At 58.6% G+C, this 14,335-nt stretch carries 11 protein-coding genes; 8 read left to right on the top strand and 3 right to left on the bottom strand.

Annotated elements, in window-relative coordinates; translation table 11 throughout:
• Positions 1 to 16: 16 nt before the first annotated feature.
• Positions 17 to 772, bottom strand: coding sequence for an SDR family NAD(P)-dependent oxidoreductase (locus tag ABUK12_RS14010; protein WP_410012433.1), 756 nt, complete (start codon positions 770 to 772; stop codon positions 17 to 19).
• A gap of 134 nt (positions 773 to 906) precedes the next feature.
• Here ABUK12_RS14010 and ABUK12_RS14005 point away from each other — a divergent pair, with 134 nt between their 5' ends.
• The 5 genes from ABUK12_RS14005 (at position 907) to ABUK12_RS13985 (ending at position 5,620) form a co-directional block, all read left to right on the top strand.
• Positions 907 to 1,791: an AraC family transcriptional regulator N-terminal domain-containing protein gene (locus ABUK12_RS14005; RefSeq protein ID WP_410012432.1), complete on the top strand. Its 885-nt coding sequence runs from the start codon at positions 907 to 909 to the stop codon at positions 1,789 to 1,791.
• Between the two features lie 138 nt (positions 1,792 to 1,929).
• Positions 1,930 to 2,415, top strand: coding sequence for an Hsp20 family protein (locus tag ABUK12_RS14000; RefSeq protein WP_410012431.1), 486 nt, complete (start codon positions 1,930 to 1,932; stop codon positions 2,413 to 2,415).
• Positions 2,416 to 2,639: 224 nt separating this feature from the next.
• Positions 2,640 to 2,972 (top strand): FlxA-like family protein, encoded by a 333-nt coding sequence (locus ABUK12_RS13995; RefSeq protein ID WP_410012430.1) that lies wholly within the window; start codon positions 2,640 to 2,642, stop codon positions 2,970 to 2,972.
• A 274-nt stretch (positions 2,973 to 3,246) separates the two neighbouring features.
• Complete coding sequence (locus tag ABUK12_RS13990) at positions 3,247 to 4,137, top strand: aldo/keto reductase (protein WP_410012429.1); 891 nt, start codon at positions 3,247 to 3,249, stop codon at positions 4,135 to 4,137.
• 805 nt (positions 4,138 to 4,942) lie between these two features.
• A complete protein-coding gene (locus ABUK12_RS13985) occupies positions 4,943 to 5,620 on the top strand; it encodes a RibD family protein (protein WP_410012428.1) in 678 nt (225 codons plus the stop codon).
• Positions 5,621 to 5,678: 58 nt separating this feature from the next.
• Here the strand turns inward: ABUK12_RS13985 and ABUK12_RS13980 are convergent, their stop codons facing one another.
• Positions 5,679 to 7,130, bottom strand: coding sequence for an amidohydrolase family protein (locus ABUK12_RS13980; protein ID WP_410012427.1), 1,452 nt, complete (start codon positions 7,128 to 7,130; stop codon positions 5,679 to 5,681).
• A 935-nt stretch (positions 7,131 to 8,065) separates the two neighbouring features.
• Between ABUK12_RS13980 and ABUK12_RS13975 the strand changes: the two genes are divergently transcribed.
• Together ABUK12_RS13975 and ABUK12_RS13970 are read left to right on the top strand one after the other, a co-directional pair.
• Positions 8,066 to 9,265, top strand: coding sequence for a serine hydrolase domain-containing protein (locus ABUK12_RS13975; RefSeq protein WP_410012426.1), 1,200 nt, complete (start codon positions 8,066 to 8,068; stop codon positions 9,263 to 9,265).
• A 136-nt stretch (positions 9,266 to 9,401) separates the two neighbouring features.
• Complete coding sequence (locus ABUK12_RS13970; RefSeq protein WP_410012425.1) at positions 9,402 to 11,027, top strand: alpha,alpha-phosphotrehalase; 1,626 nt, start codon at positions 9,402 to 9,404, stop codon at positions 11,025 to 11,027.
• Here the strand turns inward: ABUK12_RS13970 and ABUK12_RS13965 are convergent.
• Positions 11,017 to 13,077, bottom strand: coding sequence for a TIM-barrel domain-containing protein (locus ABUK12_RS13965; RefSeq protein WP_410012424.1), 2,061 nt, complete (start codon positions 13,075 to 13,077; stop codon positions 11,017 to 11,019). The two genes, ABUK12_RS13970 and ABUK12_RS13965, sit on opposite strands and share 11 nt — an antisense overlap.
• A gap of 234 nt (positions 13,078 to 13,311) precedes the next feature.
• Between ABUK12_RS13965 and ABUK12_RS13960 the strand changes: the two genes are divergently transcribed.
• Positions 13,312 to 14,223 carry a LysR substrate-binding domain-containing protein gene (locus ABUK12_RS13960; protein WP_410012423.1) on the top strand — a complete coding sequence of 304 codons (912 nt, stop codon included), beginning with the start codon at positions 13,312 to 13,314 and terminating at the stop codon, positions 14,221 to 14,223.
• Positions 14,224 to 14,335: the final 112 nt, after the last annotated feature.

The raw sequence follows: 14,335 nt of genomic DNA, 5'->3' as shown, positions 1-14,335 counted from the left end.
CGCACGGATATCCGCCTCAGATGCCTTGGCCGCCGGAGACCTCGATACGCTGGGCGTTAATCCAGCGGTTGTCTTCCGACAGCAGGCTGGCGATCATCGGTCCGATATCGTCGGGCAGGCCGGCGCGGCCGAGTGCGGTCATCGCGGCGAAAATCCTGTTGATCTCCGGATTGTCCCGCACCGCGCCGCCGCCGAAGTCGGTTTCGATGGCGCCCGGCGCCACCGTATTGACCGCAATCCCGCGGCTGCCCAGTTCCTTCGCCAGGTAGAGGCTTAACACCTCAACCGCCCCCTTTACCGCGGCATAAGCGGCGTAGCCGGGATACGATACCCGGGTCAGGCCCGAGGACAGGTTCACGATGCGTCCGCCGTCCGCCATGTGCGGCAGCAGCGCCTGGGTCAGGAAAAACACGCCTTTGAAATGGACGTTGACCAGGCTGTCGAACTGCGCCTCGGTCGTTTGTCCGATAGGTGCGTAATCACCATGGCCGGCATTATTGACCAGATGATCAAAGCTGTCGCGCCGCCAGGTTTCGCTCAGCGCCGCCTTCACCGCCGCGGCAAACGGCGCGAAGCCCGCGATATTGCCGGTATCGAGGGGCAGGGCGACCGCCTTGCGCCCCATGGCGTTGATGTCGGCGACGACGGATCGGGCGTCTTCGCCGCGGCTGCGGTAGGTGATGATCACATCCCCGCCGCGGCGGGCGATGGCTAAGGCGCTGCTGCGGCCGAGTCCGCGGCTGGCGCCGGTAACGATGGTGATTTTAGTCATGGGGCACTCCTCTTGATTGGGATGTCCATCATAAGCGGTCCGCCGTGCCTTCATCGTTGCCGAAACCTCGACGTTCTTTGCCTATTCCTCCAAACTGATTTGCCTGCCGGCCGGCGATCGGCTAGCATCTGCGCATGAATGATACCCTGCTTACTGCCGTGCGACGGTATGTCGAGACTTACGCCGATCCCGCCGGACTTGCCCACACTCCCATCGCCGGGCTGACCACCATCCGCGCGACCGCGCCCAGCGGACTGGTTTACGATATCTCCCGTCCGCTGGTGTGCCTGGTGCTACAGGGAAGCAAGCAGGTGGCGATGGGAACCCGCGCGTTCTCGTTTCGCGCCGGCGACTCGCTGCTGATCACGGCGGATGTGCCGACGGTAAGCCAGGTTACCGGCGCGAGCAGCGACGCGCCCTACCTTTCGCTGGTGCTGGACCTGGATCTGGCGGTGATAGCGGAACTGACGGTGGAAATGCAGGCGGACCCGGCAGCCGCCGGGATCCCGGTGCATGCCCAGCCGACCGACGCCGAGGTCGCCGACGCCGCGCTGCGCCTGATGCGCCTGCTGGACCGCCCGGCGGCGGTGCCGGTGCTGCATGCGCAGCTGGTGCGCGAACTGCATTATTGGCTCCTGGCCGGCCGGCATGGCGCGGCCATTCGCCGCCTGGGCTGGCCGGACGGCCATTTCCGGCGCGTGGCGCGCGCCGTCGCCATCCTGCGCACCGGGTTCGCCCAGCCGCTGCGGGTCGATAGCCTGGCGCAGGCGGCCGGCATGAGCCCGTCATCATTCCATCATCACTTTCGCGCCGTCACTTCGCTTTCGCCGCTGCAGTTCCAAAAGCAGCTGCGCCTGATCGAGGCGCGCCGGTTATTGCGCGCGGAAGGTATGACGGCGGGCAGCGCCGCGTTTGCGGTGGGCTACGAAAGCGTATCGCAGTTTACGCGGGAATATAGCCGGATGTTCGGCCTGCCGCCGGGTAAGGACACACAGGCGGAAAGACGCGGGGCCCAGTGATTTAATTTGTGATCAATATCACAAAATTTCCCCTTGAAAGCCGTGGTAGCGCCCTTATTTAACTAGCGAAGGCAACAGATGATATTGCCTTCAGGTTTGAGCTTTTGAATGTGCAACTGATATTCAGGAGGTTTAACCATGGCACGCACAACATTATCCGTATTCCCAAGCTTTAACGATGCTATTTTCAGCGATCGGTTCGATCGCATCGACCGGCTGTTCAGCCAGCTCACCGGCGACACGCCGCTGTCCACGACGCCGTCTTATGATATACGCCGGCATGGCGACGACCGCTATGATTTGACCCTCAGCGTCCCCGGCTGGAAAGAAGACGAGCTGGACATCAGCGCCCAGGGCGGCACCCTGGTCATCAGCGGTAAACGTAAAGAAGAAAACACCGCTGAAGAACAGGACGGCTGGGTGCATCGCGGCATCAGCCGGACTGATTTCTCCCTGAGCTACCGGCTGCCGGAACATGTCAAGGTTGAAGGCGCCAATCTGGAAAATGGCCTGTTAACGGTGAATTTGCTGCAGGAAATACCGGAAACGGAAAAACCGCGAAAAATAGCGATTGGACAGCGCAACCAGGATGCGCCAAAAGCGCTGGAGCATGATGTGGCGTAACGGTGTTGTCCGCCCGGCCCTGAACCCCGGCTTTGACCGGGGTTCAGACTATTTGCCGCCGCTATGGGGCAAACAGCGTAAAGCGTAGCGCCCCCGGGCGCCGCTTTGCCTTTGTCATCGGGCTTTTTTTACGGTTTCTTTGCGCTTTCTTTGCAATGTGCGCGCTGAAGACGCCCGCAGGGTTGCCGATAACCTACCGGGTGCATAGAAAAAGGAGCCCTACCTTGTCCAATACCATCACATCCTCGGCGTCGGCCACATCGTCCGGGGGCGGCAGCGACGTCGCCGCGCAAATCAAGAATCTTACCCAGCAAATCACCAAATTGACCAAGCAACTGAAAACCGTCTCCCAGTCCAGCCTGACTGCCGACCTGAAACAGGAGCAGCAACAGCTTATCGAGGCGCAAATCAAAATGCTGGAAGCGCAAATTGCTCAACTGCGCCAGCAGCAGGCCGAAAAATCCGCCGGCACGCAAAAAACCGCCGCGACCGACGAGATTAAAGCCGATGGCGTCAATCGCGCCGCCGACGCCGATAAGGTCGACGTGTACATCTAAAGCCGCCGTCCGGCCGCCGGGGCGGGCCCGCTTACCACTCCGGCCTGTCCTGCACTATACTTTACCCTGGTTTGCCGGCCGGGGGGTGTTCCGTTCGGCAATAAAAAACCAATTGGTTCAAAAAATCTTGCTAAGCCCGAAGTGTCGCTATAAATTGAACCAATCGGTTCTAAATAGCCGCGACGCTGTCGCCTTCGATTTTCATCACCATCCTGTCAGCGCCATAGCGGCACTTAGCGATATTTCAGACACCAACTCCATAAGGGGACCCATTATGAGCACGATTAACGCAGCGGCTTCAGGACAATTTACGCTAGGCGATATTACCATCAACCGGTTGGGTTTTGGCGCCATGCGCATCACCGGCAACGGCATCTGGGGCGAGCCGGAAGATCGGCAGGCCGCGCTGGATACCCTGCGGCGCCTGCCGGAGCTGGGTGTTAACTTTATCGATACCGCCGACAGTTACGGCCCGGACGTCAGCGAAAACCTGATTCGGGAAGCGCTGTATCCCTATGACGGGTTGCTTATCGCCACCAAGGGCGGCTTAACGCGTCACGGCCCGAATATCTGGCAGCCGGTGGGGCGTCCTGAATATCTGCGTCAGGCGGTTTTGATGAGCCTGCGCAAACTCAAGGTGGAGCAAATCGGGTTATGGCAATTGCACCGGGTGGACGCCAAGGTTCCCGAGGATGAACAGTTCGACGCCATTGCCCAGATGCAAAAAGAAGGGTTGATCCGCCACGTCGGGCTGAGCGAAGTCAACGTGCAGCAAATCAAAAACGCCCAGCGCTTTTTCCCGGTGGTCTCGGTGCAAAATATGTTTAATCTGGTGTCGCGCGGCCACGAAGCCGTGCTGGATTATTGTACTGACAACAATATCGGCTTTATCCCCTGGTTCCCGCTGGCCTCGGGCGAGCTGGCCAATCCCGGATCGATACTTGACACCCTGGCGAAGGAAAAAGGCTTTACTCCCGGGCAGATCGCGCTGGCATGGATATTAAAACGCAGCCCGGTCATGTTGCCCATCCCCGGCACCAGTAAGGTAAAACATCTGGAGGAAAACCTGGCGGCGACCCAGGTGCGCCTGACCGACGAGGAGTTTCGCCTGCTTGATGAGCTGGGCCGTAAAGCGCAGCCCTCCCGGGTGCCGGGCAGCAACTGATCCTTCAGGCTGAGGGAAAACCGGCTATCGTCATGATCCTGCGCCCGTCGCGGCGCAGGTTCCTGTCCCGCGCGCGGATTGCACGCTAAGAAATAAGCGGTCCTTATGTGATGCCGGGTTGATGTTATTAATTACAGTGTTGACATGACGATGGAAAGGGGTAGATTGATTATTAACGCAGGCGAAGGCAGTTTTGAAATACTTAATTAAGCCTGTGTTCCAGAAGATGATGCGATAAAGGCAGCGAAGTGGTAAAAATAGTCGTGATTTAAGGTTTGAGTTTGCCAAACGGCGGACGTCACGATGGTAAATAAGGCCACGTAATAAAGCTTTATCATCGCACAATGGGGTCTTAAATGTTAGCGCGATACAGTAAAGCCTTGTAGTTGAAGTGAATATTCGTGATTGTGGGTTTGTAGCCAAATGATTGAGAATATCACGGAGAAAGTAAGGTCTTGTAACAAAAGTATATATCGCGATGGGTGATGTGCTGTGTTAGTCGGTTGGCGTCTGGACTGATTAACCAATATAAGTGTCGGGAAGCTTTTATTCAGTAATATACCGGAGGATAGTTCGTTATAAATACTTGATGTTCCCGTATGAAAATGTACATCGTTAATGTGGTTTGTGTTAAAAAATTGAAGTATTGAATGTTAAATTTTAAATTCGTAGCACCCTGAAAGCCCTGACCTCACCGTCAGGGCTTTTTTCATGGTTTGCCGCCGCGCTGGCGGAGTATTGTCATAATATCCCCAGCCATGATCTACAATTACCTCAGGTTATGACTCCACCGGAGATGTCCATTATGAAACCTTATATCGTATGCCACATGATGTCGGCAGTGGACGGGCGCAGCCTGACGGATGGCTGGAACCTGGACTACGCCTCGGACTTGTATGAATCCACCGCCGCCACCTTTAAGGCCGATGGCTGGATTTGCGGCCGCGTGACCATGCAGGAAATATCCCACGGCACCGATTATCCCAAGAGGCTGGCGAGCACGCCGCTGCCCCGTACCCATTATTTCGCCAGGCGCGATGCCGAACAGTACGCCATATCCATCGATCCGCGGGGTCTGGTGGCCTGGAAAAGCAATACCGCCCTTAACTCACATGTGATTGAAGTGGTGACAAAACAGGTCCCGGACGATTTTCTGGCCTACCTGCGCTCCATTGAGGTGTCATATGTGTTTGGCGGCGAACTGGAAATTGATTTGGCGGCGGTGGTTACGCTGCTGGCGGCCGAACTGGGCGTGACCAGGCTGATTGTCGAAGGCGGAGCCCATGTCAGCGGCGCTTTTGTCAACGCGGGCCTGGTGGATGAGGTCAGCGTGCTAATCCTGCCGCTGGTAGACGGACGTCCCGGGCGTCCCTCGTCGTTTGAAATTGCCCGCGAGGCTTGGAAAACGCCGAACTACCTGAAGCTCGCATCGGTGGAAAAAACCGATCACGATGGCGTTTGGCTGCGCTATACCAAAATTTAGCCCGGCCGGTAAACGGCCCAATCCACCCATTTACCGGCGGCGCAAAGACGGCCCGGTGCTATTTAGGCAAAATATCTTTATAGATATGGCCGTCTTTCATGATGATCACGAAATTCTTCCCCGGATCCTCGATAAGCTTGATATTTTCCAGCGGGTCGCCGTCCACCAGCAGCAGATCCGCCAGCGATCCTTCCTCCACCGTGCCGAGCCGGCCGGGATAGGGATTGATAAAACCGGATAATCCCATGAGCTCGCCGTTGTCGCCGGTGGCCATTTTCAGCGTTTCCGCCGGGGTAAACCAGCGTACCAGCTTGGCCAGCTGCGCGCCCTGGCGGCTGGCCACCCGCTGGTCGAACAGCGCGTCGGTGCCGAAAGCCGTCTTGATATGGTATTTACCAGCAAGCCGGTAGGCGTTGCCGGTGCCGGCAAACACCTGCTGGGCTTTTTGCCGGGATAGCTCCGTTGGCAGCGGCGAGGCATCCTCATCGTCGAGCAGCGGCTGGATGCTCAGCCAGATACCTTTGTCCGCCAGTAATTTGGCGGTGTCCTCGTCCATCAGCTGGCCATGCTCGATGTTTTTAACCCCGGCGTCCACCGCCTGGCGTATTGCCGCCGGGGTGTAGGCGTGCACCGTGACATAGGTGCCCCAGTTGGCCGCGGCCTCCACCGCCGCGCGAATTTCCGGCACGGTGTATTGTACCGATTCGAGGGGATTGTACTGCGAGGCCACGCCACCGCCGGCCATCAGCTTGATTTGGCTGGCGCCCTGCCTTAATTGTTCCCTGGCCCGCAGGCGGACTTCGTCGGGGCTGTCGGCGATGGCTGCAATGCCCGTGCGTTCAGAAAAGCTTAAGGGGCCGCCAGGCTGGCGGGGCAGCTCGAACATAAAGCGGAAGTCGCCATGGCCGGAGGTTTGCGAGATAAACGCGCCGGAGGGATAAATGCGCGGGCCTGTAATCAACCCTTCGTCGATGGCGCGCTTGAGGCCGAATACCGGACCGCCGAGGTCGCGCACCGTGGTAAAACCGCGCATCAAGGTGTCGCCGGCCTCGTGCGCCGCGCGCATCTGCAGATAGTCCGGACTGGCGGTCATCAGCATTATCTGCGGGGTTGCCGCCATAAACGCATGCCAGTGCGCGTCGATAAGCCCCGGCATCAGCACGCGCCCATTGCCGGCGATCACCTGGGCATGGTCGCCGTTGTCCACGGCGATGGGGTCGGCGGAGATGCGCGCAATGACGCCGTTCTTGACCAGAACGTTGGCCGGACCGGACAGGGCGGTGCTTTTACCGTCAAAGATGCGGACATCCTGGAATAAGGTCACCTCGTGATTGACCGGCGGCGGCGGGGCTTCTCCGGGAATGGCGAAATCGCCTTCATCCGCCAGGACGGCAGACGAAAATAAACAGAGTATTCCCACCAGGAGCAGCCAGGGATATTTAAAGGTTTTGCCGTAACCTGGTGAAACAGCGCCGGGCCAGATGGACTGACTGTTATTTATTAAGCTCATAGTTATCGATCCTTAAGGATATTCTTGCGGGGACACGCCGCCGGCGGGTTAATAAAAACGCCATTACTCAATAAACTATGTCACGTCGCTGTATTCTGGTCGTCAATCATTTTCCGTATTTGAGATCGGGTGCGCATTAAAAATGGCGGCTTATTTTCCGTTATTAGATAGGTGAATAAATAATATTATTAAGTATGAACTTTGAGGGCCGCAAAAGAGTGTGTTAATACTTAACGTTGTTTTTTATTCCACCGGCATAACCATGATTGCCGCTGAATAAAAGCCATGTCCGCCGCGCCGCGCCGGCTTTTTGCCACCCTGGATATATAAGGCGCCGGTATGCAATGACCTGGGATAGTCGTGGGTTAACCCGTTGATTATACTAGGCGGAGGATAAGGTTATACTGATGACATTAAATCATGAGATATTTTTATCTTATTTGGGATACCTTTCCGGCGGATTTAACAGGCCTGCTGATTTATTCGCCGGGCGGCGGCCAGGGCAAAAGTCGCGACCGGACAGATTTTTTTAACCATCGCCTTTCACTGCCGCGCTGGTTGCGGCCTGGCCGGACCGCGGGATAAACAGCCGGCGTAAACCATTCAGGTCTATTTGGCGCAAATTCTGAAGGACCTTCTTAATTTTTCGTCTGCTTCTGGGCATTTTATTATTATGAAGGGAATTATTGCATTTAGTGACCTTTCCCCGTGCCGTATTATTCCCCGCCGGCGGCGCCCCGGGCCGCGCATAGCGCAATTACCGCCCTCACATTAATAAGCGCGCCAGGCGCTGAAAGAATGTCCGGACAGCTATTGCCACCGGAGCGGGCGGGTGGGACAATCGGCGCCCGCCGGCCAGGACGGTAAGCGCGGGCACGTATGAGACAAAATTATTTTTGGAAACAATGATAAAAAATTTAATTAAAATAGGATTAATGTTTTCAGGCACATTTGTCCTCTCCGCCTGCGCCACCCTGTCAAGCATGCCCATTGATAATTCGGCCGTCGAGGGCCTGCGCCTTGCCGGCCACGGCGATTTGCGCGCCCAGGTGGACAGCCTGGCGCTGCCCATGATCGCCGCCGGGCAAACGCCCGGCCTGGTGGTCGGCGTGCTGCGGCCCGACGGCGCCATGGCCACCTTTGGTTATGGCGTTACCGATAAGCGCGGGGGATACCCCGTCCGGGGCGATACGCTCTTTGCCGTCGGATCGGTGAGCAAGGGATTCCTTGCCGAGGTGACGGTCATTCTGGTTAATAAGGGCCTCTTGCGCTGGGATGAGACGCTGGAGACGCTATTACCGTCGACCGTGCCGCTCAGCCCGGACGCGCGCAATATTACCCTGCTGCAATTAGTCACCCATACTTCCGGCCTGCCAAGGCAAATGTTTTCCCTAGAGATATTAACTTCTTTCGTTCATTATTTATTTACCGGCGAGAATTTCTACTCTTCGCTGGATAATGACCGGCTGATGGATGCGTTGGCCGGTTTTCATCGTCCCGCCCGCCTGGAACCGCGCTATTCCAACCTGGGCTATGCCTTGCTGGATTATATCCTGCAGCGCCGCGGCGGAAAAAAAGTCACAGAGCTGCTGGCGGAAAATATTACCGGGCCGCTAGGCCTGGAGCATACCGGCTACGACGCCTGCTCATTGCCAGGTTATGCGCGCCGGGCCATCGGCCACGCGGGCGATCAACCCAAGTTTATCCGCCGCGGGCAGGCGGTGCCCGACTGGCATTTTTCATCGTATATGGTGGGCGCCGCCGGGCTGTACACCAATGCCGACGACCTGCTGCTGTATGCGCGCGCGCATCTGCGCCCCACCGGTTATCCCGCCCTGGACGCGGCGCTGCGGGACTCCCTTAGCGTGCGCTATAGCCGTACGCGGGAAGCCGCGGCGCTGGGCTGGATCGTCGATGATCTCGGCGCGCAGAAAATTACCTACCAGGTCGGTTTTATCGGCGGCTATTCCAGCTATATCGGGCTGGACACGCGGCATAACATCGCGGTGGTGGTGCTGCAAAACAGCTTTAACTGGACCAATAATATCGGCCATCGGCTGCTGCAGCGCATGGGCGAGGCGGAGGATGAAAAGGCCCGCGCGTCGCAAACGCGGGCCACGCCCCCGGCCCATTGACGCCAAAAACGGCGCCATGGCCGGCGCTGGCGACTTTCGCCGGCTTGGCATATACCTAACAGTATCGTGCTTAAACCAGCATCGCGTCGGCGCAGCCGGGAAGGAGGAGCCTCCCGGCGGATATTAAGGGTCTTTTATGAATCATGAGCATAAATGGTGGCATCGTTCCGTAGTCTATCAAATTTATCCCCGCAGTTTTTATGACGCCGACGGCGACGGTATCGGCGATCTGGCGGGCATTATCCGCAAACTGGATTACCTGGCGCTGCTGGGCGTGGGCGTCCTGTGGTTATGCCCGGTATACGCGTCGCCCAACGATGACAACGGCTATGACATTGCCGATTATTACCGCATCATGGACGAGTTCGGCACCATGGACGATATGGATCTGCTGATCGCCGAAGCCGGCAGGCGCGGCATGAAGATCATGATGGACGTGGTGGCTAACCATACCAGCGACGAGCACCGCTGGTTTTGCGAGGCGCGTACATCGCCGGATAATCCTTATCATGATTATTATATCTGGACCAAGCAACCCAACGATCTCATGTCGGTATTTGGCGGCAGCGCCTGGCAATATGAACCACGGCTCGATGAATATTACCTGCATCTGTTCTCGCGCAAACAGCCGGACCTGAACTGGGCTAATCCCCAGGTGCGCCGGGAAATCGTCGATGTGCTGACCTTCTGGCTGGAAAAAGGCGTGGGCGGCTTTCGCTTCGATGTCATCGATTTGATCGGCAAAATCCCTGAACAGCGCATCATCGCCAACGGTCCCCGGTTGCATGACTACGTGCTGGAACTCAATGAAGACGGCTTCGGTCAGTATGACGATATCCTGACCGTCGGCGAAGCCTGGGGAGCCACCCCGCAGACCGGGGTGCGCTGGAGCGATCCCGAGAGCCGGCAACTGAGCATGATCTTCCAGTTTGGCCACCTGACGCTGGATCAGGCCCGGGTCGGTGGCGAAAAATGGGATATCATCCCCTATGACCTGCGCGAGCTGAAAACCGTGTTAAGCCGCTGGCAGACCGAACTGTACGGCCGCGGCTGGAACAGCCTGTTCTGGAACAACCATGACCTGCCGCGGGCGGTGTCGCGGTTTGGCGATGACGGCCGGTATCGGGTTGAAAGCGCCAAAATGCTGGCCACGGTGTTGCACGGCATGGCGGGCACGCCCTACATCTACCAGGGCGAGGAGATCGGCATGACCAACGTGCGTTTTACCGATATCGCCGATTACCGCGATATTGAAACCCTGAACATGTACCGCGACCGCCTGGCGGCCGGGTACCGGCCCCATGGCGTCATGGCGGCGATCTACGCCAAGAGCCGCGATAACGCCCGCACCCCCATGCAATGGGATACCAGCGAGCATGCCGGTTTCAGCGCCGGCACGCCGTGGATAAAGGTAAACCCCAACTATTGGGACATCAACGCCTTGTCGGCGGTGGAGGATAAGGATTCGGTATTCCATTATTACCGGCGGCTGGTGGCTCTGCGCAAGACGGCGGACTGGCTGGTCTACGGCAGTTATGAACTGCTGTTGCCCGACCACGGCCAGCTGTTTGCCTATTGCCGGCGGTATGAACGCGAGGAATATCTGGTGTTCGGCAATTTCAGCGGCCTTACGCTTACCATCGACCCGGCGGAACTGCGCCTTGGCGCGCGATCGCTCCCGCTGCTCAATAACTATCCCGACCCGACCCCGTGGGAAAACGGCGTTATCCGCCCGTGGGAAACGGCCATTATCAAGCTGTAGCGCCCGCGTCCGCGTCGATATCCGCCTTGTTCCTGACAAACACCGGAATGGTGTCGATAGGGGTCGCCACCTCGATCCAGGCGCCGCCGGGGTGGGTCCGGCCGGTGAAAAAATCCCGCCAGCGCATACCCTGGGGCAGCGGCGGCAGATAGACGCGCCGGGATGCCATCCCCGCCTCCAGCACCGGCGCCACCAGGATATCCGGCCCGAACAGATACTGATCCTCGATTGACCAGCAGGGCTCATCCTGCGGAAAATCGTAAAACAGCGGGCGCATCACCGGCGTGCCTTTGTCATGGGCCGCCACCATCTGGCGCTGGATATAGGGCCGCAGACGCTCGCGGATATGCAGCCAGCGCGACAGAATGCGGTAATTCCGTTCGCCGAAGCTCCACAGCTCGTTTGCCGAGCCGCTGTTGCACTGTTCGACGCCGTCGCGGAACTTTTCCGGCGGATCGATTTGCGGCTCGCGACAGCCGTGCAGGCGCATGACCGGGCAGAACACGCCCCACTGGAACCAGCGCACCAGCAGTTCCAGAAAGCCGGGGTCGCGGATGTCCCCGCCCTGGAAACCGCCGATATCCGTCGTCCACCAGGGGATGCCCGCCAGCCCCATATTCAACCCGGCGACCACCTGGATACGCAGTGAAGTGAATGAGGAATGCACGTCTCCCGACCAGGCGAGCGCGTCGAAGCGCTGGCTGCCGGCCCAGGCGCAGCGCACCAGGTTGACGATGCCGGTTTGCCCCTCCCGGCGCTGTCCGTCATACAGGCATTGGGTGAAGTTCTGCGGATAGACATTGCCGACTTCAAGCGCAGTGCCCATGGCATAACGATAATTATCGAAGTGGTAGGTGCGGTATTCCGGCTCCGCCATATCCAGCCAGAACAGGCGAATGCCGATATCGTAGTAGTTTTTTTTGATTTTTTTCCAGACATACGCGCGCGCCTTGGGGTTGGTGGGATCAAAAAACGTGGTGCTGCCGCGCGAGTCGAGATTGATGGGCACCCCGCGGTCGGTGCGCACCAGCAGTCCCTTGGTTTCCATATCGGCAAAACTGTCGGCCCGGCTGTCGACGGTCGGCCAGATGGAGACCATGAGCTCAATGCCCATGGCGCGCAGCTCGTCCACCATGCCCTTGGGGTCCGGCCAGTCGCGTTGATCAAAACACCAGGTGCCCTGGATGGGCCAATGGAAGGAGTCGATCACCAGCACCGATAGGGGCAGCCCGCGCCGCCGGTACTCCCGCGCCACCGCCAGTACTTCCTCCTGGGTGCGGTAGCGCAGCTTCGATTGCCAAAAGCCGGTGGCGAATTCCGGCATCACCGAGACCGTGCCGGTGGCCCGGGCATAGTTTTCCTCGATGGCGGCCGGGCTGTCGCCGGCGGTAATCCAGTAATCCAGCCGGTCGGTGACCCGCGCGCGCCAGACCGTCTGGTTGGCGGCGAAATGGACTTCGCCCACCGCCGGATTGTTCCATAAAAAACCGTAGCCGAGGCTTGAAAGCATAAAGGGCACGCTGGACTGCGAATTGCGCTGGGCCAGCTCCAGCAGGCAGCCTTTGAGATCCAGCATGCCCTGCTGATATTGCCCCATGCCGTAGATTTTCTCGCCGCGCCGCGCTTCAAAAAACTGCGTCAACTGGTATTTGCCGCCGGGAATGGGATTGAACTCCCGCGCCTCGATTTCCAGCGGGCTGATATATTTGTCCTTATCGGTCTCGCCCGGTTCTATGCCGTCGGTGGTGCGCTGGCGCCACTGTTCGGCCAGCAGCAGCTCGCCGCGCTGGTTGTAGAACGCCAGCCGGCCGCGCTTATCGATTTCCGCCCTGATCTTGCCGTTAACCAGGGTCACCCGCCCATCGGTATGCGTGATGACCGGCCTGGATTTTTTTTTCACCGGCAGCAGCGCCCAATCCTGCTGCATATCCAGTTTGGCATAGTAGCTGACCCTGACCCGCAGGCTGTCTTCGCCCCAGGCCTCCATGATTAACTGCTGGCCGCTGGCGCGCCAGTACACCTTATTATTTCTGATGGCAAAGTTAGACATGCGCTACCCCGGTGACATCCATCCCCTGTTTACTATAGCAACCGCGACGGTAAATGCATGGGCGCGGCCGGGACCGGCACCGCTTTGCGCCCCGGGCGGGCGCGGGCGCCGATCGCGGCGTTCGATTTTTCCGAAACTGTCCGGCATGCGCGCTATTTACTGGCTATAGGGTCACCCGCTCTATATAACTATTAGATAAGGTTGCTTATTATTTGGATAACGGGGCGGGCGCTGATGCTGACACTGCGGCAGTTACGTCATTTTATTGCGGTGGCCGAGGCCGGCTCCATTTCCGGCGCCGCCCAGGCCACCTTCGTCGCCCAGTCCTCGCTGACGCTGGCGGTGCAGCAGTTGGAGGAGGAACTGGAGGCGCCGCTGTTCGAACGGCACGCCAAAGGCATGACGCTCACCCATCAGGGCCACCAGTTTCTGCGCCAGGCCAACCTGATCCTGGCGACGGTGGATAATGCCAAATTCAGCGTCAAGCAGGGCATGGCGCGCCTGAGCGGCAACCTGACCCTGGGGGTGACCAGCCTGGTGTCCGGGTATTTTTTAGTGGATATGCTGACCCGGTTCCGCGCCTGTTATCCCGAGGTGACGGTGCAGATTATTGAAGATGAACGCCGTTATATCGAGCATCTGCTGGTCAACGGCGAGATCGATATCGGCGTGCTGATCTTAAGCAACCTGGAGGACCGCCACGCCCTGCAGACCGAAGTGTTGGTCCATTCCCCGTACCGGTTATGGCTGCCGCCGCTGCATCCGCTGCTGGAGCAGGAAGCCATTTCCCTGGGCGATGTGGCGCCCTATCCGCTGGTGCAGCTCAACGCCGATGAAATGGAAAGGCACGCCAGGCAAATCTGGGCCAGGGCCGGGCTGCATCCCTGCATCGCCATGCGCACCGCGTCCACCGAGGCGGTGCGCAGCATGGTGGCCGCCGGGCTCGGCGTGTCGATCCAGCCGGACATGGCCTACCGTCCCTGGTCGCTGGAAGGCAGCATGATTGAGGCCCGCCAGTTGTCGGATCTGAATGAACATCTCAATATCGGCCTGGCCTGGCGGCGGGGCAACAGCCGGCCGGAGCTGGTGACGCCGTTCCTGGCGCTGGCGCGCGAAAAGACGTCGGCGCGCAAGGTTTCGCTTTAATCGAACGGGGCGTTCGTTATTTAGAATTTGTCGCTGGCAGGCCTGCGGGATAGTCTCAATGTGTAAGCAATTGTACCTACGTTGTTAACACCCGCGCCAATCCCCGAGGGCA

Origin of the sequence: Sodalis sp. C49, assembly GCF_046352915.1 — a bacterium.
Lineage (GTDB): Bacteria > Pseudomonadota > Gammaproteobacteria > Enterobacterales > Enterobacteriaceae > Acerihabitans.
This window is presented reverse-complemented; position numbering and strand designations above follow the sequence as displayed.

What these genes read in the sequence shown, in the direction of transcription:
- ABUK12_RS14010 (WP_410012433.1), bottom strand. Translation starts at nt 772, where the DNA reads ATGACTAAAATCACCATCGTTACCGGCGCCAGCCGCGGACTCGGCCGC.
- ABUK12_RS14005 (WP_410012432.1), top strand. Translation starts at nt 907, where the DNA reads ATGAATGATACCCTGCTTACTGCCGTGCGACGGTATGTCGAGACTTAC.
- ABUK12_RS14000 (WP_410012431.1), top strand. Translation starts at nt 1,930, where the DNA reads ATGGCACGCACAACATTATCCGTATTCCCAAGCTTTAACGATGCTATT.
- ABUK12_RS13990 (WP_410012429.1), top strand. Translation starts at nt 3,247, where the DNA reads ATGAGCACGATTAACGCAGCGGCTTCAGGACAATTTACGCTAGGCGAT.
- ABUK12_RS13985 (WP_410012428.1), top strand. Translation starts at nt 4,943, where the DNA reads ATGAAACCTTATATCGTATGCCACATGATGTCGGCAGTGGACGGGCGC.
- ABUK12_RS13980 (WP_410012427.1), bottom strand. Translation starts at nt 7,130, where the DNA reads ATGAGCTTAATAAATAACAGTCAGTCCATCTGGCCCGGCGCTGTTTCA.
- ABUK12_RS13975 (WP_410012426.1), top strand. Translation starts at nt 8,066, where the DNA reads ATGTTTTCAGGCACATTTGTCCTCTCCGCCTGCGCCACCCTGTCAAGC.
- ABUK12_RS13970 (WP_410012425.1), top strand. Translation starts at nt 9,402, where the DNA reads ATGAATCATGAGCATAAATGGTGGCATCGTTCCGTAGTCTATCAAATT.
- ABUK12_RS13965 (WP_410012424.1), bottom strand. Translation starts at nt 13,077, where the DNA reads ATGTCTAACTTTGCCATCAGAAATAATAAGGTGTACTGGCGCGCCAGC.
- ABUK12_RS13960 (WP_410012423.1), top strand. Translation starts at nt 13,312, where the DNA reads ATGCTGACACTGCGGCAGTTACGTCATTTTATTGCGGTGGCCGAGGCC.